The organism is Streptococcus cristatus ATCC 51100, assembly GCF_000222765.1.
In the GTDB taxonomy this organism is placed as follows: Bacteria; Bacillota; Bacilli; order Lactobacillales; family Streptococcaceae; genus Streptococcus; species Streptococcus cristatus.
In genome coordinates, this window is sequence record NZ_AFUE01000007.1 from 43,497 (window position 1) to 62,350 (window position 18,854).

Sequence of the window (18,854 nt, forward strand, 5' to 3'; positions counted from 1 at the left end):
CTCGTACAGTAGTGACCCTATTTTACCATAAATCAGCACTTTTTTCGATAGAAAAAGAGTAGCGCAAAGTTAGTTATGCTTATATATTTATATGTTTTCTTGTCTTAAAACTAAGTTATGATATAATAGAAAAAACATTTATCAAAAGGAGTCTTAACTGTGAAGAAAATTTTACTAGCTAGCGCCTGTCTGCTGGCTTTGACTGCCTGCAGCATGCCTAAGCAAACTAAACACGAAAGCAAGCCCAACCAAAGTCAGAGCCAAAGCAAGCCAAAAAAAGAAGAGAAAGTAAAAACCAAGACTTTTGCTTACAACATGCCTAACGGATACAATAATAAAATTGTCGCTTATTATCAAAAAGATAGGATTCGAGCCTTCGATTTTATGGCTACGAAACCGACTCAAGAGGACGAGCAAAGTAAGAGTCCTGAAGAAATCATCAACATTTATCAAGAAGAATTGAAAGCCAGTGACTTTTATGATAAATTCAGCAAGTTAGATGGAGTCACACTTGAAGTCAAAGTTTCAGAGGACAAGAAAACCGTTGCACAAGTTGCCCACTTTGATCTCAGCAAAGCAAAAGAAAAACAAGTCATGGCTGCTTTAGGGGAAACAACTAAAGATAACCTATTCAAAAAGCTTAAGGAAAAGCCCGAAGATTTCTTTGCTTTTCTGCTATCTCAAGGATTCACAGAAGAATAAAATCTTTTCGGACTGATTTTATACTTTAGAAACTATCCAGTCTTGCTAGCCAAGTCCTTAGTTCGCCAGCAAGAAAAAACTTAGAAAATATTTTATAGAGCAAGCTATTGGCATTCACTTCTCCAATAGCATGATTTTCAAGGAGTTTTTATGCGCTTAACTAAAAAAACTGTTTTTATTGGTATCGCTTCTCTTCTTATTTTGGGCTTAGCTGCATGGGGAGTAAATGTATTTCTCGTTATGAACAACGCTCAGCAAAGTTTTGATAAAAATTTTATTCACTTTCAAGCTAAAAGTGATGACAACGAAACTTTTATTACACAAGGCATCGGAAAAAAAGAAGCCTATAATTTATCCTACTCTCCTACTAAGAAGACCATTGAAATAAGCAAATCGACTAAAAATGGAGATATCTATTCTTCCGATTCCATTTACGGAGCAGTAAAAGTCTATGATATAAAACAAAACGCTAATCGCTATGTCTTTATAACTGCTGCAAAACCAATAATCGTTGACTTTGGAATAAGTTCAGTCAAGGTAACTTATGACGGAGGTCATTTTGAAACTCCATACTCTGAGCTGCATTTTGGTGAATCTTTCCCTAGTGAAGACAACTAGATGGGAAGTATTCCAGATCGTCAATCTTTATTTATAGACTAACCAAGCTAATAAGCTATGGTTAGTTTTTGTTTGCAAAAAAAGCGGTTTCAACCGCTTTTTATCTCAATACCGCTTCTGCCAGCGCTTTTTGGATAGCAATGACACTTTTATCACTTCGGAAGGTTAGGGTTTCAGCTGGTTCCTCAGCGCTGGAAACCCAGATTTTCAGTTCAGCGTCCAGGTCAAAGTGGCCAGCCGTTTCCACTGAAAAGCGAGAAATGGAGCGATAAGGATAAGACTTATAAGCCGTTTTCTTGCCTGTCACTCCCTGCTTGTCCACCAAGATCAACCGCTTATCTGTAAAGACAATCAAGTCGCGAATCAGACTGAAAGATAACTCCACATTTTCTGCCGGCGTCAGAATGTTCTCCAATTCTCTTTCTGTTTTTTCAATATCTTTCTGAGAAGCATTGCCCAATAAACCGCTGAATAATCCCATGTTTTGATCCTCCAATTCATTTTTCCCTACTATAGCATTTTCAAGGCTAATAAGCAAAAGAAAACTGCCAGATAAAACTGGCAGTTGTTTTTATTTTGTCAAAATAGACAGAGTTTCTAGCAGATTATCAGCGTGGACTTCAATGGTATCGCCCGTAGCCTTAATCTTGACTTCGACGATGCCTTCTGCGGCTTTCTTACCAACTGTCACACGGATTGGGAGACCAATCAAATCGCTGTCGCTGAACTTGACACCCGCGCGCTCATTGCGATCATCCACCAAGACCTCATAACCAGCACTTAGCAAGTTAGCCTCGATTTGGTCAGTCAGAGCCAGAGCTTCCTCGTCCTTGACATTGACCGGAATCAAATGTACATCAAATGGTGCCAGTTCTTTAGGGAAGTTGATGCCCCAAGCATAGCGGAATTCACCCTTAGGAGTTTTATTGACAAAGAGACGAGCGTGCTGCTCCATAACAGCAGAGAGGAGGCGGCTGACACCGATACCATAACAGCCCATAATCATCGGTACGGCACGGCCATTTTCGTCCAAGACATTGGCGTTCATGCTGTCAGAATAGCGAGTTCCTAACTTAAAGATATGCCCAATCTCAATCCCACGAGCAAACTTAAGGATACCTTGACCGTCCGGAGACACTTCACCTTCACGAACTTCGCGGATATCCACATATTCAGGACTAAAGTCACGGCCTGGATTAACACCAGTCAGGTGGTAGCCATCTTCATTGGCTCCTGCTACAGCGTTAGAAAGGTCTTGGACTCTACGGTCCGCGATAATAGTCACATCTTCTGGCAGATTGACTGGTCCTAGAGAACCAAAGGCTGCGCCCAAGAGCTGACGAACATCCTCTTCACTAGCGACTTCAAAGAAATCAGCTCCCAAATGATTTTTCAGCTTGACTTCGTTGAGTTGGTCATTTCCAACTAAAAGGGCTGCAACAGGCTTGTCATCAGCCATGTAGACCAAGGTCTTGATTGTTTCTTCTGTATCAACTTGTAGGAAAGCTGCCACCTCATCAATGGTCTTGCAGTCAGGGGTTTCTACACGCACCAACTCTGCCTCAGTCACTACTTTTTTGTTTGGTTTATAAGCATTGGTTGCCATTTCTAGGTTGGCCGCATAGCTAGACTCGCTAGAGTAGGCAATGGTATCTTCACCAGAAACCATCCATTTAAGCAATTCTGCCTTGATTTCTTCTTGTACTTCTGCAGGAATTTCATCAAAGCTGGCTACAGACTTGTCCAAGACAACCCAGCGATTCAAATCTGTTCGGTCCGGCGTAATGGCCATGAATTCTTGGCTGTCCTTGCCCCCCATGGCACCACCATCGCCGATAATGGCTTTGAAATCCAGCTCGCTGCGGGTAAAGATTTTCTCATAGGCAGACTTGTATTCATCATAAGCTACATCCAAGCTGTCATAGTTAGCGTGGAAACTGTAGGCATCTTTCATGATAAACTCACGCGTCCGCAAGAGCCCGTTACGAGGACGCTTTTCATCGCGGTATTTAGGCTGAATCTGATAGAGATTAAGCGGCAGCTGTTTGTAGGATTTAACCGAATCACGGACGATAGCCGTAAAGGTTTCCTCATGGGTTGGCCCTAGGATAAAGTCTGATTTCTCACGGTTTTTCAGCTTGTAGAGGTCTTCACCGTAGGTCTCGTAACGACCTGACTCGCGCCAGAGGTCCGCACTGAGAAGGGCTGGAGCCAACATCTCAACCGCACCAATCTTATCAAATTCTTGGCGCATGATCTTCTTAGCTTTTTCGATCACACGGTTAGCAAGTGGCAGATATGAATAGACACCTGCAGAGACTTGACGAACATAACCCGCACGGAGCATCAAAGCGTGGCTGATAACCTGCGCATCACTTGGCATTTCGCGAAGTGTTGGAATAAGCATTTTACTTTGTTTCATTCAGATTCATTCCTTTTCTATTTCAAAAATAATTTCATAATATCGTTCCAAGTAACGGCAATCATCAAGATAACCATGACCGCCACTCCAGCAAGGGTCAAGTAGGTCTCTACTTCCTGCTTGAGCGGTTTGCGACGAACCAGCTCGATCAAATTGATCAAGATTTTCCCACCATCCAAGGCCGGAATAGGGATTAAGTTAAAGATTCCGATATTGATGGACAACATGGCCATCAGGGACAGGATAGCTGGAAGTCCAAGCTCCGCTGCTTGCGAACTCGCTTTGTAGATCGCTACTGGACCACCCAACTTGTTCAAACTAAAGTGGAAGATGATATCCTTCAAGGCCGTCAAGATACGACTTGCTGTGTACCAAGTATCTGTCACACCTGACAGAAGCTTATCGAAAAAGCCCGTCTTGACAGCATTGGTCACACCGATATAATAGCGTCCCCCATCTTCTTCTGGTTGGACCGTCACTTTTTGAGTCTTTCCATCTCGTTCATAGGTAATCGTTACTTCTGGATTTTTTCCTTGGTTACGGGTTGCCTTCTGGACAGAATCTGTCAACTCATCCCAATTGGAAACCTTGTATTCATTGACCTGAACGATCTGGTCATTGTCTTTCAAACCAGCCTTAGCCACCACTCCTTGAGGAACAACCTGAACATGATTGCTATAGTAGTCCACTGCTCCTCCTCGCATAAAGGCTAGGAGAGAGTAGACGACAATGCTCAGGATAAAGTTGTTCATGGGACCCGCAAAGTTGGTAATGAGTCGTCCCCAGATACTTGCATTTTGATACTGGACATCCAGCGGAGCAATCCGAACTTCCGTTCCGTCTTCCTCAACAATGGTCGCATCGTGATCGACAGAATAAGTCTTGCTTTCATCTAAGACCAGCCCTGTAATCTCTAGTTTTTCTTCAAAATCAAAACTGGTCACATTCATAGGCAGAGCCGTCTGATCGATTTTCTTGCCAGACAGATTGATGCGTACGACTTTTCCCTCTTCATTCAGAGTTAGACTTGCTGGCGTACCTGTTTTGATTTCTGTCGAATCCTCGCCCCAGCCAGCCATGCGGACATAGCCACCTAGCGGCAGAATCCGAATCGTGTAGGCTGTTCCATCCTTGCCAATATGAGCAAAAATTTTCGGCCCCATCCCAATGGCAAACTCACGAACTAGAATACCTGATTTTTTGGCAAAGTAGAAATGTCCAAATTCATGAACCACCACAATGACCCCAAAAATAATAATAAATGTAATAATCTGCATAAGTCTAATCTTTCTCTTAAGATTGTTCATTAAGCCAAGAAGGCTTTCGGCTGCTTGGCCACCAAACTCCTTAGAACAGGCCAAAGAGGTGCATCAGTGGGAAGACAAAAAGCAAGCTATCAAAGCGATCCAAAACACCGCCATGCCCAGGAATAAACTTCCCTGAGTCTTTGACACCAAAGTGACGCTTGATGGCGCTCTCTACCAAGTCGCCGAATTGACCAGCAATACTAAAGACAACTGTCAAGAGCAGCATGGTCACAAAACTATATGGAGTGGCAACTTGCGGACGAACAGACATAAAAATCGCCGAAACCAACACCGCTGAGATAATGCCTCCTAAACTGCCTTCAATGGTTTTATTTGGCGATACCTTTGGCAATAATTTTCTCCGTCCGTAGCGAGTACCAACCAGATAGGCCCCACTGTCTGTCGCCCAGACGATAAAGAGGGCCAGCAAAACCTTGTCCACATTCACCAAACGGGCATCGATCAAAGCATTAAAACCTAGACCGACATAAAAACTAGAAGCAATCGGATAAGCCGCATCTTCAAAGCTATAAGAGGAACCTAAAACAGTCGCTCCTAGCAAGACGAAAACAACCAAGCCATAAGCCATCACATTGCCGTCCACGGGCAAAAACTTCAAGTAATTTTCAAGTGGCAGGGTCAAGACGAAAGCTGCCAGCATAGCCAATCCGCCCTCCAAGGTCGCTGTCGGAAGCCCCTTCATCTTAAGCAATTCATGCACTGCTAGCATAGCTAAAAGGCCAACACTGATCTGGAAGGGAATCCCTCCCATCTTCACTAGAGGTATAAAAATAGCTAGAGCAATTCCTCCAAAAAGAAGACGTCTTTGTAAATCTAAACTCATCTTTTTCTCCCTCCTTTATACACCGCCGAAGCGGCGATTACGGCGATTATACTCTACAACTGCATCCTTCAAAGCCTTCTCATCGAAATCCGGCCAAAGGATATCTGTAAAATACAACTCGCTATAAGCTGTCTGCCAAGGCAAGAAATTGCTAAGGCGCAGCTCGCCACTCGTACGAATAACCAAGTCAGGATCTCGCAAGCTTACAGGCAAACTGCTAGTGTAGAGATAATCTCCAAGCATTTCCTCTGTAATATCTGCTGGCTGAACTTTCGCATCTAAAACATCTTGAGCAAGCTTCTGAACCGCTTGATTGATCTCAGCTCGTCCGCCATAGTTTAGGGCGAAGTTCAAAATCAGCCCCGTATTCAAGCGAGTCAGATCTTCAGCTTTCTCCAAGGCCTCAAAAGTAGCTTTAGGAAGGCGCTTCGTGTCGCCAATCATTTGAATTTTTACATTGTTTCTGTGCAATTCTGGCACATAGCGGTCATAAAACTCAACCGGCAAATTCATAATGAAAGACACTTCTTTTTCTGGTCGCGTCCAGTTTTCCGTTGAAAAGGCATAGACTGTCAAGACCTGCACGCCCATCTCCTTGGCTGCAATCGTCACTTCTTGCAAGGCTTCCATACCTGCCTTATGACCAAAGACGCGCGGCTGCATACGTTTTTTAGCCCAACGACCATTGCCATCCATGATAATGCCTATATGCTTGGGAACAAGCAAGGCCTCATCGAGCTTTTCTTTTTTCTTAAAACTAAACATATTTTTTATCCTATTTAAAGTTTTATCATTTCATTATATCATAAATCCTTTAAATGTGGGCAGGAGAGCTGATTTTTCGTCTATCAGAGCTGATGATGAATAGCTGGTAGTGTATGCAGACAGGTTTCGCTAGTGTTGTGCAACTATAATATTGTAAAAGATGAGTTTACAATATGTCCTTAAAATAAAAAAGACAGCCTCTCGGCTGTCCTGTATCCTATTCTTCAATGGCAGTATCTTCATCAGACACAGCGATATCGCCTTCCACTCCTGCAGCAGCTGGGATACCTTCTGTCAATGGCAAAACAGTCTTAATGGCTGCCAATTCAAATGTCAAGAAAACACCGTCTACGTCCAAGACAACAGTCTTACGCTCTGAATCAACTTCGTCAACAGTTCCGTAAAGACCACCAATAGTAATGACTTCATAGCCTTTTTGCAGTTTATTAAGGCTCTCCATCCGTTTTTCAGCTTGCTTTTTCTGTGTCCGTACTTGGAAATACATCATCCCTACTAGTACAACAAAAAAATAATCATCATTGTTGGATTCATTTCTCTTCTCCTTTGGAATTCATCTACTAATTACTATAGCAGATTTTGGCCCGTTTGACAAGGCAGGAAAATGATTTCCAAAAAAATCAGGATGACTAGCATCCTGATCTTAAGTCTTTTTATTTAAGATTTTTAACAACTTCTGCTACGTGCTCAATTGTAAAGCCGTATTCTTCCAGAACCTTGCTTGCTGGAGCAGATGCACCGAACTGGTCGATTCCGATAACTGCACCGTCAAGACCAACATACTTGTACCAAGGCTGGCTAGCTGCCATCTCGATGGCTACACGGCGACGAACTGCATTTGGCAGAATTTCTTCTTTGTAGGCTGCATCTTGAGCATCAAAAAGCTCTGTTGATGGCACGCTGACCACGCGAATTCTAGCACCTTCTGCTGCCAGTGCTTTAGCAGCTGCAACAGCCAAATTAACCTCAGAACCAGAAGCCAGCAAAATGGTATCGAAATCTGCTCCTGTTTCATAGACCACGTAAGCACCTTTAGCTACCTTGTCAAAGTCTGTGCCTTCTTCAACTGTCAGATTCTGACGGGTCAAGACTAGAGCTGTCGGAGTAGATTGGCTCTTAAGGGCCAGATACCAAGCTGCTTGAGTTTCACGTGCATCCGCTGGGCGAAGGACAGTCAGGTTTGGAATCGCACGCAGACCAGCCAAATGCTCAATCGGCTCGTGAGTCGGTCCATCTTCACCAACTGCAATTGAGTCATGTGTGAAGACATAGGTCACTGGCAAGCCTTGCAAAGCAGACAAACGAACAGCTGCCTTAACATAGTCTGAGAAGACGAAGAAGGTACCACCGTAAACGCGAAGACCACCATGAAGCGCCATACCGTTGAGAATTGTTCCCATGGCAAACTCGCGCACACCAAATTGGATGTTGCGATTGAGACGGTGGGCATCATCCTGCAAGCCGTCTTCCTTGATGTAGGTCATATTGGAATGAGCCAAGTCAGCAGAACCGCCGAGGAAAGTTGGAAGCACTTTAGCTGCTGCATTGAGGGCATCCTGACTAGAATTACGGGTCGCTTGAGAGAAGCCATTTTCAAGTGCTGGGAAGTCTTCTGGTTTGATTTCTACTGGATCCTGACCAGCGATGATAGCTGCTACTTCTGCTGCCAATTCTGGATGGGCTTGCTTGTAGTCCTCTACTAGCTGTTTCCAAGCATCGTATGCTGCGGCACCACGCTCTGCTACATTTGTACGGTAGTCAGCATAGACTTCCTCAGGAATCTCAAATGGCGCATAGTCCCATCCCAAGGCTTGACGAGTGGCTTCCGCTTCTTCTGCTCCTAAAGGCGCACCGTGAACTGCATTGGTTCCTTGCTTGTTTGGAGAACCGTAACCGATAACTGTCTTAACTTCAATCAAAGATGGCTTGCCAGAAGCCTTCGCTTCATTGATAGCCGCATCAATCGCTGCAAGGTCTGTTCCATCTTCCACCAAAGCAGTGTGCCATCCGTAAGCTTCATAGCGGGCACGAACATCTTCTGTAAAGGAATCCTTAGTTTCCCCATCCAAGTTGATATCATTTGAATCGTAGAGGACAACCAGCTTGTCCAGCTTTTGCAGACCAGCGTAAGAAGCCGCCTCAGCTGAAACTCCCTCCATCAAATCGCCATCACCACAGATTACGTAAGTGTAATGGTCGAAAATCGGATAGCCTTCACGGTTGTACTTAGCAGCCAAGAAACGCTCTGCTTGAGCAAATCCAGTCGCTGTAGAAATCCCTTGTCCCAATGGTCCAGTCGTCGCATCAACTCCAGCTGTATGACCAAACTCTGGGTGACCTGGTGTCTTAGAGCCCCATTGGCGGAAGTTCTTGATTTCCTCCATGCTGACATCTTTAAAGCCAGACAGATGGAGCAAGGCATAAAGCAGCATAGAGCCGTGTCCTGCAGATAGAACGAAGCGATCGCGGTTAATCCAATTTGGCTCTTCTGGATTGATACGCAGCTGTTTGGTAAATAGGTCGTAAGCCATCGGCGCAGCGCCCATCACGACACCAGGGTGACCTGACTTAGACTTTTCAATCGCGTCAATTCCTAAAAAGCGAATGGCATTAACAGATAATTGTGACATTGAGTTCTCCTTATAAAAAATTTAGCGGGCTGCTACAACCAGCAGACATTCCTACGCTCATTTTTCTTATTTCCATTATATGAAATTTTTGCCTTTCCTGCAATAATGGAAAGGCTATTCTTTCCTTCAGTAAAAGAATCCCACAAGCAAGCCACTCATAGAATTCCAGTTATATATATTTCCCTGTAAAATCGGCTACTTATTGAATAGTAATACCGTATTTTTCATGATTTTCTTCATACCAATTAATCAGAGCAATAGCCGTTTGATAAGTAATATTCTTAATCTTGCTGCTACCTTTGACCAGTGTCAAGATGCTCATTTTGCTGATGTTGGCATCTGTCGCCACACGATAGCTGGTCAAAACTCCATCGATTAGTAATTGAATAACAGCTTCTACCTTTTTATAATCAGACATTGTAGTAATATCCAATTTCTCCATTTTGCATTCCTTCCATAACATTTATCTTTTCCTAACCATTATACACTTTTCTATGGTATTTACATATATAAATGCTTGGAGCGTTAGAAAAGAGGAAATTGGCTGATTATTTCTGGCTAGTTTAGCTAGATTTTGAGAAGGTTGACAAGCGACGAAAGTGAGCATTAGTCCATATAGGATAGCAGGTAGCCGTAGCCTTCCTCTTCCATTTGCTCTTTCGGGATAAATCGCAGAGCTGCTGAATTGATGCAGTAGCGCAGACCGCCTAATTCCTGCGGACCGTCGGTAAAGACGTGACCCAAATGGGCATTTCCTGAGCGACTCCGCACTTCAATTCGCTCCATGCCATGACTCAAATCTTGATAATACTTGATAAGCTCGCGAGCGATAGGACGAGCAAAGCTAGGCCAGCCACAACCAGATTCAAACTTGTCAGCCGCAAAAAAGAGTGGTTCGCCAGTTGTCACATCAACATAAATCCCTGCCTCAAAAGTCGCGTTGTAAGCATTATGGAAAGGGCGCTCCGTTGCGCTCTGCTGGGTCACCTGATACTGCTCCTCACTTAGCACTGCTTTGAGTTTCTGCTGGCTAGGCTTAGGATAATGGCCCGCATCTACCAAGGGCTGCTCAGCATCCTTGACATTGATATGGCAATAACCCGTCGGATTTTTCTTGAGATAATCCTGATGATAATCCTCGGCCAAGATATAATGGCGCAAGGGCTTTAGCTCTACAGCCAACTTTTGTCCTAATTGCTCCTCCTGCTCAGCAAAAACCTGCTCGATAGTGGCGCGATCTTCCTCACGGACATAGTAAACACCTGTCCGATACTGACGTCCAATATCATTACCCTGTTTGTTGATAGATAGGGGGTCAATGACTCGGAAATAGTAGAGCAAAATTTCCCGCAGGCTGATTTTTTCTTCGTCATAAATCAAGTGCACCGTCTCCGCATGGTCGGTCTGGTGAATGAGCTGATAGTTGGTGGACTCTACTTGTCCATTGGCATAGCCTACTGTCGTCTTCTCAACCCCTTCAATCCGAGAAAAATATTCTTCCAAGCCCCAGAAACAACCGCCCGCTAGATAAATTTCTGCCATAAACATCCCTCCAATCTTTTCCTCTATTTTCTCATAAAAAGAGAAACTTTTATAGGATTTTGATTGGGACTTTCTTAAAAATCATATCAAATACTGCGCCTCTATGGATTAGCCAAATTTAATAGTTTCAAGAAAATATAAAAAGACAGGAAATTTCCCATCTTTAATTAAAGGTTTAATTCCTTGTATTCGGTTCGGTAACCAACTTGCACAATCCGATCATCTTGGACTAGCAGCGGTCGCTTAATCAGCATGCCGTCGGTCGCCAAAAGTGCGGCTGCCTCCTCAGCAGAAAACTGAGGGACCTTATCCTTGAGCCCCAATTCTCGGTACTTGATACCACTGGTATTAAAGAAAGACTTAATCTCCAAATCAGAATTGGTCATCCATTGCAGAAGTTGCTCCTGACTAGGCGTTTCTTTGACAATATCCACCGCTTCAAAGTCCACTCCTAATTGATTGAGCTCAGCCTTGGCCTTGCGGCAGGTAGAGCATTTTGGGTATTCGATAAATTCTAACATACTTACCTCAATTCTTATTAATCTCTAGACTTTGTGGTCTAAAATTCCAAAATAGCTTGAAATTTCTATGCTTACTGTTAAAGAAAGCAAATGCTTCCTCTACAAGACATCACCCTCATCCAATATTTTCTTGAAGTGTTGCGAATACTTTGTCGGATAAAACTCGGTGAAAGTATATGCTGCAATCTCTTGAATATAAAAAGGATCTTCTGAAATAATCTTTTGAACAGTTTCTTTACTATCTGTATTCACTAAAATAATCCCACCAGTCCGAGGATTCTTCCGTCCTGATGCGATAAAATGGCCAGATGCATAATATTTATCTAAAAAAGAAATATGCTCTGGTAAATATTTTTCAACTTCTACTAGGTCTTTTTTATAAGTTAAATCAATAATAAACATAATAACTCCTATGATATTTTACTTATGATATTTAGCATATAAATCACTTTTATGTAAGCCGTATTTTTTTGTTATTTTTTAATCAAACGCACGCGCACAATATTATCGCTATTCTCAAATTTATCAACCAGCTCCTGAATCTTACCTTCGTCCGACTCATCCAGATCCAGCAAAGTATAGGCGTAATCACCTTTAGAACGGTTGATGATATTGTCAATATTGATATTCAAATCACTGACCGCTGTTGAAATCCGAGCGACAATATTTGGTACATTTTTGTTAATCAGGGTAATCCGATAAGGCGCTGAGAGAGCCTGACGGACATTAGGGAAATTCACTGAATTGATAATCTCTCCTGTTTCCATGAAACGGCGGATTGTTTTTCCAGCCATAATGGCACAATTGAGCTCAGCTTCCTCTGTCGATCCGCCCAGATGCGGAAAGACTGTAATCTGCGGATGAAGGAGCAGCTCTTCTACACCGAAGTCTGTGATATATCGTTTGACAACACCAGCTTCCAAGGCCTCAAAGAGGGCTGCATTATCCACCAACTCACCCCGAGCGAAATTGATAATTGTGGTACCTTTTTGCATGGCTTCAAAAGCCGCTTGATTAAAGGTCGCACGAGTATCCTCAGTTAGAGGTACATGAATAGTGATGTAGTCGCTTTTTTCAAAAATTTCCTTGATGTCTGCTACCCGTTTGACATGACTAGAGATATTCCAAGCCGTCTCAATGGATACATAAGGATCATAGCCTAGGACATTCATTCCCAGACGGTAGGCATCATTGGCAATACGTCCACCAATAGCTCCCAGACCGATGACACCCAAGGTTTTATTGGCAATTTCTGTACCCGCAAACTGCTTCTTACCAGCTTCCACTTGCTTGGGAACATCATCTCCAGAAAGGCCATTAGCCCAGCTATTAGCTGCGATATAGTCACGTGCAGATAGGAGAATGGAAGCCAAGACAGCTTCTTTCACCGCATTGGCATTAGCTCCTGGAGTGTTAAAGACTACAATTCCCTGAGCTGTTGCCTGGTCAACAGGAATATTATTGGTTCCTGCACCTGCCCGCGCAATGGCTTTGAGCTTGCTTGGAAATTCCTGTCCATGCAGGTTTTGACTGCGCAGGATATAAGCATCTGGATTGTCCGACTTATCTCCGTCAATCTGAAAAGCATTGCCCAGCTCCTTAAGGCCGATTTGATTGATATTATTAAAGGTTTTGACACTAAAGACCATAGTTTCCCTCTCTTAAGAATTTTCTTCTTCAAATTTCTGCATAAAGGCAATCAAGTCCTTGACACCTTGGAGCGGAAAGGCATTGTAGAGACTAGCTCTCATGCCGCCTACGCTGCGGTGTCCCTTGATATTCTTGAATCCCGCTGCTGCAGCCTCTTTGTTAAATTTAGCATCCAGCTCTGGGCTAGGAGACACAAAGGGAATATTGGCTACTGAGCGCTGCTCCTTGTAACGGACTGGACTGCGATAAAAGTCCGACTGCTCAATGAAGTCGTACAAAAGGCCAGATTTTTCACGATTGCGCTTTTCCATTTCTGCTACGCCACCCAGCTCCTTGACCCACTCAAAGACCAGTTTGGCCATATAGATGGCGAAAGTTGGTGGTGTATTGTAGAGAGAGTCATTGTCCGCCTGAATGCGGTAGTCCAGCATACTAGACAGAACTGGCTCGTCATTGAGCAAATCCTCACGAATGATGACCACTGTCACGCCGGCTGGTCCGATATTCTTCTGAGCTCCAGCATAAATCAAACCAAAATCCTCTACCCGATACTGAGCAGCAAGGATATTAGAAGACATATCCGCCACAATGGGCACGCCATTGGTCGCTGGCAGGTCGTAGATGGCCGTTCCTTCGATAGTATTATTGGTTGTCAGATGCACATAGGCCGCCTGCGGATCAATCTCTTTTTCATCAAAAAAAGGAATTTCTGTGTAATTTAAATCCTCTGACGAAGCCAAAAGAATAGGCTCAAAAGGCACGGTCTTAGCCAGCTTGACTGCTTCTGTGTAGGCCTTCTTGCCCCAAGATCCGGCTACTAGGTAATAGGCCTTGCCGCCCTTGGCGAGATTGAGAGGAAGCATAGAAAACTGGGTAGATGCCCCGCCCTGCAGAAAGAGGACGCGGTAATTGTCTGGGATATCCATGAGCTCACGCAGCAAGCTCTCAGCTTCTTTGATAATATCGTCGAATTCTTTGGATCGGTGGGATAGCTCCATCACGCTCATGCCGCTTTGGGCATAGTCTAAAAACTCAGCCTGAGCTTTTTTCAAGACTTCCTTGGGCAATACTGCCGGTCCAGCAGAAAAATTGTAAATGGTCATATCCTACCTCCAAAAATGTATTTTGTCTATCATATCACAATGTTCAGAAAATTTCTATAATTCTTTCAAAGATATTTTTCTTTTGGGGAAATTCCCGAACAAAAGGAGGATTTTGAACAAAAAAACTAGCCCGATAGGACTAGTTTCTGCCTTCATCATGATAAAGGGCATAGAGCTGACTCTTATTGCGCCCGTATTTTTTGGCTACTTCTTTGATGGCCTGATTTTTCTTGCTACCGGATTGGACCAAGCTGTCAATTTCAGCCAAAAGATCCGCATCCGCTTTGTCTTCCTTCTCCAAGCTTGCACCAGCCACAATCAGGAGGCACTCGCCCTTGAGTGCAGTCTCCGCCAGATAGTCTATCAACTCAGAAATCCTTCCTCGTTGGTATTCTTCATAGATTTTGGTTAATTCCCGAACCAAGACCACCGAGCGGTCGCCGTAAACTTCTAGCATATTTTCCAGCGTAGCCTTGACCCTGTGGGGAGACTCGTAAAAGATCTGTGTCTCTGGATAAGTCTTTTTACTCTCGAAAAATTCCTTCTGCTGCCCAGACTTACGAGGCAAGAAACCATAAAAAATATGAGGCTGAGGCACTAAACCACTGGCAATCAGAGCGGAAATCCCGGCGCTAGGCCCCGGAACCGTCACCACAGCAATGTCCTCAGCAATAGCCGCCTTGACCAAATCATGACCCGGATCCGAAATACTAGGCAAGCCTGCATCGGAAACCTGGGCTAGATTTTGACCTGACTTGAGCAAGTCCAGCAAGACCGGTATCTTTTCCTGAGCATTGTGCTCATGAAAGCTGATCTGCCGCGTCTCAATCCCAAAGTGTTTGAGCAGAAGGCCCGTATTTCTAGTATCTTCAGCCGCAATGACATCCACTTCCTTGAGGGTATTGACCATGCGAATGCTCATGTCATCCATATTTCCAATGGGCGTCGCCACCAAATACAGCTTACCGTAAGGCGACTGTCCCTTAAAACTCTTTTGAATCTGCATTTCTACTCCCTGAATAACAACTCGTCGCAGAACATGCACTCCGCATCGTTTTCTCGGCGTTGACCATAAAAATCTGTACACACATGAAAACCATCGTAGTACAGTTTGCGGAGATTGTCCCGATTTTTATTGATTTTAACCGGTGCTGCTTGCTCTACCTCACCTAGTCGCTCTCTCAGCTTGTCATTTTCTAGCTGGAGGACGATATTTTCCTCTACGACACTCTTGAGATTTTTCTTGATGGCCTCTACCTCGGCAAGGGTCACTAAAAGCGTCTGAGAAAAATCATCCAAGGCATCAAATAGTTCTTTTTTATTCATTATCTGCTCCTATCTTGCTTGGGCACTGGCTTTTAAAATCATGTATTCCAGAGCATTTTGAAAAGACACATTGGCTCGCCACATCTTCTTTGCTTCTAAGAGATCTTCCAGTTTCTTGCGACCTGCCTCGCTTCCAAGTTCCTTGGCCAGCAAGACTTCCAAGACTTTAAGGGCCTGCTCCTGTTTATCCTTGTCCTCAGCCAGTTTAGCCAGCTTGGCCACTTGGAGATAAGCCTGATTCTCATTGGTCAGGGCAGCTTTGACAAATCGCTGACTCTCACTGACCAGCTCAAAGAAAGACCTGTTGGAAGCCAGCTGATCGGCTTCTTCCTGGGTCTGGCTATATGCAGCCAGCAACTCAGCCTGACTTTTGATCAAGCCAGACTCTTCCAGCTGGTACTGGAGAGTGGCCTGATTCTTCCGAAAGTGGAAAATCTGCGTTCGGCTCTTGATAGTAGGCAAAATCAGATGCTCATCGGCCGTCAAAAGAAAAATATAAATCTCACTTTGGGGCTCTTCGATGACTTTGAGGAGGGAATTAGCGGCATTGACGTGCATCTTATCTGCATCACAGATGATAAAGACCTGTCTGTTGCCCTCCATACCGCTCTGGGAGAAATTTCTCACTAACTCACGAATGCGCTCCGTTTTGATAATGCCATTCACCGGCCGCACAACCGTCACATCCGAGAAATCCTCACTCTCAATCAAGCGACAGGACCGGCAAGTACCGCAGGGCCAAACTCCCTGACGATTCTCACAAAAGAGACTCTGGGACAAGGTCAAAGCCATGGCAAAACTGGAAAAATTCCCCGAAAATAAATAAGCATGATTGAGCCGCCCTGATTCTAAGATTTGCTGAAAAGTTTCTGTAAGCTGAGGCTGGGCCTGACGTAATTCTTCTACTGTCATTTTTCTTTGATAAAACGTTCTTTAATAACTGCCAAACTGTCGGCCACGACTTGCTCCAGTGGCTGACTAGCATCTATCTTGACGACACGTCCTGGTTCCTTTTCTAAAATAGCCAGATAGCCTTGACGCACGCGCTCATGCAGGTCGAGGCCTTCTAGATCCAAACGATTGACTTCGCGCTCCTTATTTCGAGCAATGCGAGCCAGACCTTCCTTGACATCAATATCGAAATAGAGGGTCAAATCTGGCTTGAGTCCATCAGTCGCAAACTGATTGAGCCATTCCACATCGTCAACCGCCAAGCCCCGTCCGTAGCCTTGGTAGGCCACCGAGCTATCAATAAAACGATCTTGCAAGACCCATGTCCCTTGCTCCAAAGCAGGCAGAACCTTCTCCGCCAGATGCTGACGTCGGCTAGCAATATAAAGCAGCAGCTCGGCCTTAGCATCCATGGCTGTGTGCCCCTTATCCAAAATCACCTCGCGGATTTTTTCAGAAATAGCGACACCGCCAGGCTCTCTCGTCGTCAGCAACTCATAGCCCATCTCTTTCAGCTGAGGCAGCAAAGCCTCTAAAACACTGGTCTTCCCAGCACCTTCTGGTCCTTCTAGCGATATAAAAACACCTTTTTTCATTGTTTTCCTTTTACATTCATTCTGCCAATGGATACAGAAATTCCTATTTTAGTCTATGCTTTATTGTACCAAAAATTATCCCAAAAGCCCATAGAAGAATTTCTCGAAAACTATTTCATATTATTTTCAAAAATGAAAACTTTTGATAAAATAGAGTCAGAAAATTCTTAGGAGAGTCTGATGTTTAAATTTAAAAATATACTAGCCATCATTCTGGGGGCTGGAATTTTTTCTTTTGGGATTCATTATTTAGTAATTCCTTTTCACTTATATGAGGGCGGAGCAACGGGGATCACCTTGATTGTCTACTACCTCTTCAGGATCCCTGTATCAACCACCAATTTGGTCATCAATATTCCACTCTTTATTCTCGCTTGGAAATTACTGGGAAATCGCACCCTTTACCTTAGTATTTTAGGGACTTTTTCTGTATCAGCTTGGCTCAAAGTATTCGAGATGCTGCCTGCTTCCAAACACTTGCAAGACTATTTCTTTTCTTCCTTGGATGGCGACGTCTTACTGGCCTGCCTTGGAACGGGAATTATCCTTGGAGTTGGCCTAGGCATCATTTTCAATGCCGGAGGAACGACTGGTGGTACCGATATCGTAGCTCGTATCTTCAATAAATATACCAGCATCTCCATGGGCCGCCTCATGCTGACAGTGGACTTCATCGTGATCTCTCTGGTTCTTTTAGTCTTTAAAGATCTACGCATGGTTTCTTATACACTCATGTTTGTCTTTATCACCTCTCGTGTTATTGACTTGATTGCTGAGGGTGGCTTCGCGGGCAAAGGCTTCCTAATTGTCACCAGCAAACCAATAGAACTAGCTGAAGCCATCAATGAAAAACTTGGAAGAGGCGTTACCTATCTGCAAGGACAGGGCTTCTATAGCAAGCAAGATTTGCAAATCGTTTATTGCGTTGTCTCTCGTAACGAAATGCAGCAAATGAAGAAACTCATCAATGATATCGATCCATTTGCCTTTACAACCATTACAGAGGCCCATGAAATCTTAGGAGAAGGTTTTACCTTAGACTCTAACAAACAGCCTATCGTCAAATAAATTTATCCTAAACGAAAAGACTTCAGAATGAACAATCATTCTGAAGTCTTTTTTATTCTAAGTTATTCAATAATTGAATGAGAGTTTCAGCTGAGCGCTTCCCTGCTTCTATGATAAATTCATCAAAAGTGATATTGGCATCATGGCTGGCTGTATCGCTCATCGCACGAATGACCATAAAAGGCAATCCAAGAGAATGAGCGGCTTGGGCAATGGCTGCTCCCTCCATTTCGACTGCCAAAACATCAGGAAAATGTTGTTTAATTTGGTCAATCTTGTCCTGCCCAGCGATAAAGCTATCTCCCGTCGCAATCAAGCCGACTTGGCTCACCTGCTGGTTCTTTTCCAGCACTGCTTTCATCTCCTCAACCAAGTAGCGACTGGCTTCATAGTAGAGAGGTTGCCGTGCCATTTGACCGTAGTCATAGCCAAAAGCTGTCACATCCACATCATGGTAGACCAAACGATCTGCCACCACTACATCTCCGATTTCCAAGCCCGAAGCTACTGCTCCAGCGGAACCCGTATTGATGACCGCCGTCACCTCAAAGTCATTGGCTAAAACAGCTACACTCATGGCTGACATGACTTTGCCAATTCCACTTTCCACCAGGACAACCTCATGATGGCCAATCCGACCAGTATAATAAACATGCCCTAGGCGCTGGTGTTTTTCAGCCATTTCCAGATGCTCCACCAGCAGTTTCAACTCCTCAGGCATAGCTGCGATAATTCCGATTTTCATGATTCATTCTTTCCTTTTTACATTAAAAAGAGGGAGAGGAAGCAGA

21 protein-coding genes are annotated in these 18,854 nt (G+C 44.0%); 3 read left to right on the forward strand and 18 right to left on the reverse strand.

The window, feature by feature from the left end:
* Window positions 1-159: 159 nt before the first annotated feature.
* Together HMPREF9960_RS05700 and HMPREF9960_RS05705 are read left to right on the forward strand one after the other, a co-directional pair.
* Window positions 160-702, forward strand: coding sequence for a hypothetical protein (locus HMPREF9960_RS05700; RefSeq protein ID WP_005591868.1), 543 nt, complete (start codon window positions 160-162; stop codon window positions 700-702).
* Window positions 703-852: 150 nt separating this feature from the next.
* The gene (locus tag HMPREF9960_RS05705; protein ID WP_005591867.1) at window positions 853-1,320 is read left to right on the forward strand and encodes a hypothetical protein; all 468 of its coding nucleotides are present in this window, start codon (window positions 853-855) and stop codon (window positions 1,318-1,320) included.
* Window positions 1,321-1,420: 100 nt separating this feature from the next.
* Here the strand turns inward: HMPREF9960_RS05705 and HMPREF9960_RS05710 are convergent, their stop codons facing one another.
* The 17 genes from HMPREF9960_RS05710 to tmk form a co-directional block, all read right to left on the reverse strand.
* Complete coding sequence (locus HMPREF9960_RS05710; protein WP_005592305.1) at window positions 1,421-1,801, reverse strand: PH domain-containing protein; 381 nt, start codon at window positions 1,799-1,801, stop codon at window positions 1,421-1,423.
* A gap of 90 nt (window positions 1,802-1,891) precedes the next feature.
* Window positions 1,892-3,742, reverse strand: coding sequence for a proline--tRNA ligase (locus HMPREF9960_RS05715; RefSeq protein WP_005591865.1), 1,851 nt, complete (start codon window positions 3,740-3,742; stop codon window positions 1,892-1,894).
* 17 nt (window positions 3,743-3,759) lie between these two features.
* Window positions 3,760-5,019 (reverse strand): RIP metalloprotease RseP, encoded by a 1,260-nt coding sequence (rseP, locus tag HMPREF9960_RS05720; RefSeq protein WP_005592263.1) that lies wholly within the window; start codon window positions 5,017-5,019, stop codon window positions 3,760-3,762.
* A gap of 70 nt (window positions 5,020-5,089) precedes the next feature.
* Window positions 5,090-5,893: a phosphatidate cytidylyltransferase gene (locus HMPREF9960_RS05725; RefSeq protein ID WP_005591863.1), complete on the reverse strand. Its 804-nt coding sequence runs from the start codon at window positions 5,891-5,893 to the stop codon at window positions 5,090-5,092.
* 15 nt (window positions 5,894-5,908) lie between these two features.
* On the reverse strand, window positions 5,909-6,658 hold the full coding sequence (gene uppS / locus HMPREF9960_RS05730; protein ID WP_005591862.1) for an undecaprenyl pyrophosphate synthase: 750 nt from the start codon (window positions 6,656-6,658) through the stop codon (window positions 5,909-5,911).
* Between the two features lie 217 nt (window positions 6,659-6,875).
* Complete coding sequence (gene yajC / locus HMPREF9960_RS05735; protein WP_050806132.1) at window positions 6,876-7,166, reverse strand: preprotein translocase subunit YajC; 291 nt, start codon at window positions 7,164-7,166, stop codon at window positions 6,876-6,878.
* A gap of 163 nt (window positions 7,167-7,329) precedes the next feature.
* Complete coding sequence (gene tkt, locus HMPREF9960_RS05740) at window positions 7,330-9,306, reverse strand: transketolase (RefSeq protein ID WP_005591860.1); 1,977 nt, start codon at window positions 9,304-9,306, stop codon at window positions 7,330-7,332.
* A gap of 199 nt (window positions 9,307-9,505) precedes the next feature.
* A complete protein-coding gene (locus tag HMPREF9960_RS05745) occupies window positions 9,506-9,748 on the reverse strand; it encodes a hypothetical protein (RefSeq protein WP_005592291.1) in 243 nt (80 codons plus the stop codon).
* Between the two features lie 164 nt (window positions 9,749-9,912).
* Window positions 9,913-10,848 (reverse strand): peptide-methionine (R)-S-oxide reductase MsrB, encoded by a 936-nt coding sequence (gene msrB / locus HMPREF9960_RS05750; RefSeq protein ID WP_005592296.1) that lies wholly within the window; start codon window positions 10,846-10,848, stop codon window positions 9,913-9,915.
* A gap of 167 nt (window positions 10,849-11,015) precedes the next feature.
* Window positions 11,016-11,369, reverse strand: coding sequence for an arsenate reductase family protein (locus HMPREF9960_RS05755; RefSeq protein WP_005591857.1), 354 nt, complete (start codon window positions 11,367-11,369; stop codon window positions 11,016-11,018).
* A 99-nt stretch (window positions 11,370-11,468) separates the two neighbouring features.
* On the reverse strand, window positions 11,469-11,771 hold the full coding sequence (locus HMPREF9960_RS05760; protein WP_005591856.1) for a YciI family protein: 303 nt from the start codon (window positions 11,769-11,771) through the stop codon (window positions 11,469-11,471).
* Between the two features lie 71 nt (window positions 11,772-11,842).
* Window positions 11,843-13,018: a 3-phosphoglycerate dehydrogenase family protein gene (locus HMPREF9960_RS05765; protein WP_005591855.1), complete on the reverse strand. Its 1,176-nt coding sequence runs from the start codon at window positions 13,016-13,018 to the stop codon at window positions 11,843-11,845.
* A gap of 12 nt (window positions 13,019-13,030) precedes the next feature.
* Window positions 13,031-14,122 carry a 3-phosphoserine/phosphohydroxythreonine transaminase gene (serC, locus tag HMPREF9960_RS05770; protein ID WP_005591854.1) on the reverse strand — a complete coding sequence of 364 codons (1,092 nt, stop codon included), beginning with the start codon at window positions 14,120-14,122 and terminating at the stop codon, window positions 13,031-13,033.
* Between the two features lie 139 nt (window positions 14,123-14,261).
* Window positions 14,262-15,128 (reverse strand): 16S rRNA (cytidine(1402)-2'-O)-methyltransferase, encoded by an 867-nt coding sequence (gene rsmI, locus HMPREF9960_RS05775; protein WP_005591853.1) that lies wholly within the window; start codon window positions 15,126-15,128, stop codon window positions 14,262-14,264.
* Between the two features lie 2 nt (window positions 15,129-15,130).
* Window positions 15,131-15,448, reverse strand: coding sequence for a DNA replication initiation control protein YabA (yabA, locus tag HMPREF9960_RS10485; RefSeq protein WP_005591852.1), 318 nt, complete (start codon window positions 15,446-15,448; stop codon window positions 15,131-15,133).
* A 9-nt stretch (window positions 15,449-15,457) separates the two neighbouring features.
* Window positions 15,458-16,360 (reverse strand): DNA polymerase III subunit delta', encoded by a 903-nt coding sequence (locus tag HMPREF9960_RS05785; RefSeq protein ID WP_005591851.1) that lies wholly within the window; start codon window positions 16,358-16,360, stop codon window positions 15,458-15,460.
* Window positions 16,357-16,995 carry a dTMP kinase gene (gene tmk / locus HMPREF9960_RS05790; RefSeq protein ID WP_005591850.1) on the reverse strand — a complete coding sequence of 213 codons (639 nt, stop codon included), beginning with the start codon at window positions 16,993-16,995 and terminating at the stop codon, window positions 16,357-16,359. The genes HMPREF9960_RS05785 and tmk overlap by 4 nt, the downstream gene beginning before the upstream one ends.
* Before the next feature lie 180 nt (window positions 16,996-17,175).
* Between tmk and HMPREF9960_RS05795 the strand changes: the two genes are divergently transcribed.
* Entirely contained in the window at window positions 17,176-18,063 is an 888-nt protein-coding gene (locus tag HMPREF9960_RS05795; RefSeq protein ID WP_005591848.1) for a YitT family protein, read from the forward strand.
* A gap of 52 nt (window positions 18,064-18,115) precedes the next feature.
* Here the strand turns inward: HMPREF9960_RS05795 and HMPREF9960_RS05800 are convergent, their stop codons facing one another.
* On the reverse strand, window positions 18,116-18,808 hold the full coding sequence (locus HMPREF9960_RS05800) for a 5'-methylthioadenosine/adenosylhomocysteine nucleosidase (protein ID WP_005591847.1): 693 nt from the start codon (window positions 18,806-18,808) through the stop codon (window positions 18,116-18,118).
* Window positions 18,809-18,854 lie beyond the last annotated feature (46 nt).

Bases quoted from the DNA above. Each gene is read 5' to 3' on its own strand.
- HMPREF9960_RS05705 (WP_005591867.1), top strand. From the start codon at position 853: ATGCGCTTAACTAAAAAAACTGTTTTTATTGGTATCGCTTCTCTTCTT.
- HMPREF9960_RS05710 (WP_005592305.1), bottom strand. From the start codon at position 1,801: ATGGGATTATTCAGCGGTTTATTGGGCAATGCTTCTCAGAAAGATATT.
- HMPREF9960_RS05715 (WP_005591865.1), bottom strand. From the start codon at position 3,742: ATGAAACAAAGTAAAATGCTTATTCCAACACTTCGCGAAATGCCAAGT.
- rseP (WP_005592263.1), bottom strand. From the start codon at position 5,019: ATGCAGATTATTACATTTATTATTATTTTTGGGGTCATTGTGGTGGTT.
- HMPREF9960_RS05725 (WP_005591863.1), bottom strand. From the start codon at position 5,893: ATGAGTTTAGATTTACAAAGACGTCTTCTTTTTGGAGGAATTGCTCTA.
- uppS (WP_005591862.1), bottom strand. From the start codon at position 6,658: ATGTTTAGTTTTAAGAAAAAAGAAAAGCTCGATGAGGCCTTGCTTGTT.
- yajC (WP_050806132.1), bottom strand. From the start codon at position 7,166: ATGATGTATTTCCAAGTACGGACACAGAAAAAGCAAGCTGAAAAACGG.
- tkt (WP_005591860.1), bottom strand. From the start codon at position 9,306: ATGTCACAATTATCTGTTAATGCCATTCGCTTTTTAGGAATTGACGCG.
- HMPREF9960_RS05745 (WP_005592291.1), bottom strand. From the start codon at position 9,748: ATGGAGAAATTGGATATTACTACAATGTCTGATTATAAAAAGGTAGAA.
- msrB (WP_005592296.1), bottom strand. From the start codon at position 10,848: ATGGCAGAAATTTATCTAGCGGGCGGTTGTTTCTGGGGCTTGGAAGAA.
- HMPREF9960_RS05755 (WP_005591857.1), bottom strand. From the start codon at position 11,369: ATGTTAGAATTTATCGAATACCCAAAATGCTCTACCTGCCGCAAGGCC.
- HMPREF9960_RS05760 (WP_005591856.1), bottom strand. From the start codon at position 11,771: ATGTTTATTATTGATTTAACTTATAAAAAAGACCTAGTAGAAGTTGAA.
- HMPREF9960_RS05765 (WP_005591855.1), bottom strand. From the start codon at position 13,018: ATGGTCTTTAGTGTCAAAACCTTTAATAATATCAATCAAATCGGCCTT.
- serC (WP_005591854.1), bottom strand. From the start codon at position 14,122: ATGACCATTTACAATTTTTCTGCTGGACCGGCAGTATTGCCCAAGGAA.
- rsmI (WP_005591853.1), bottom strand. From the start codon at position 15,128: ATGCAGATTCAAAAGAGTTTTAAGGGACAGTCGCCTTACGGTAAGCTG.
- yabA (WP_005591852.1), bottom strand. From the start codon at position 15,448: ATGAATAAAAAAGAACTATTTGATGCCTTGGATGATTTTTCTCAGACG.
- HMPREF9960_RS05785 (WP_005591851.1), bottom strand. From the start codon at position 16,360: ATGACAGTAGAAGAATTACGTCAGGCCCAGCCTCAGCTTACAGAAACT.
- tmk (WP_005591850.1), bottom strand. From the start codon at position 16,995: ATGAAAAAAGGTGTTTTTATATCGCTAGAAGGACCAGAAGGTGCTGGG.
- HMPREF9960_RS05795 (WP_005591848.1), top strand. From the start codon at position 17,176: ATGTTTAAATTTAAAAATATACTAGCCATCATTCTGGGGGCTGGAATT.
- HMPREF9960_RS05800 (WP_005591847.1), bottom strand. From the start codon at position 18,808: ATGAAAATCGGAATTATCGCAGCTATGCCTGAGGAGTTGAAACTGCTG.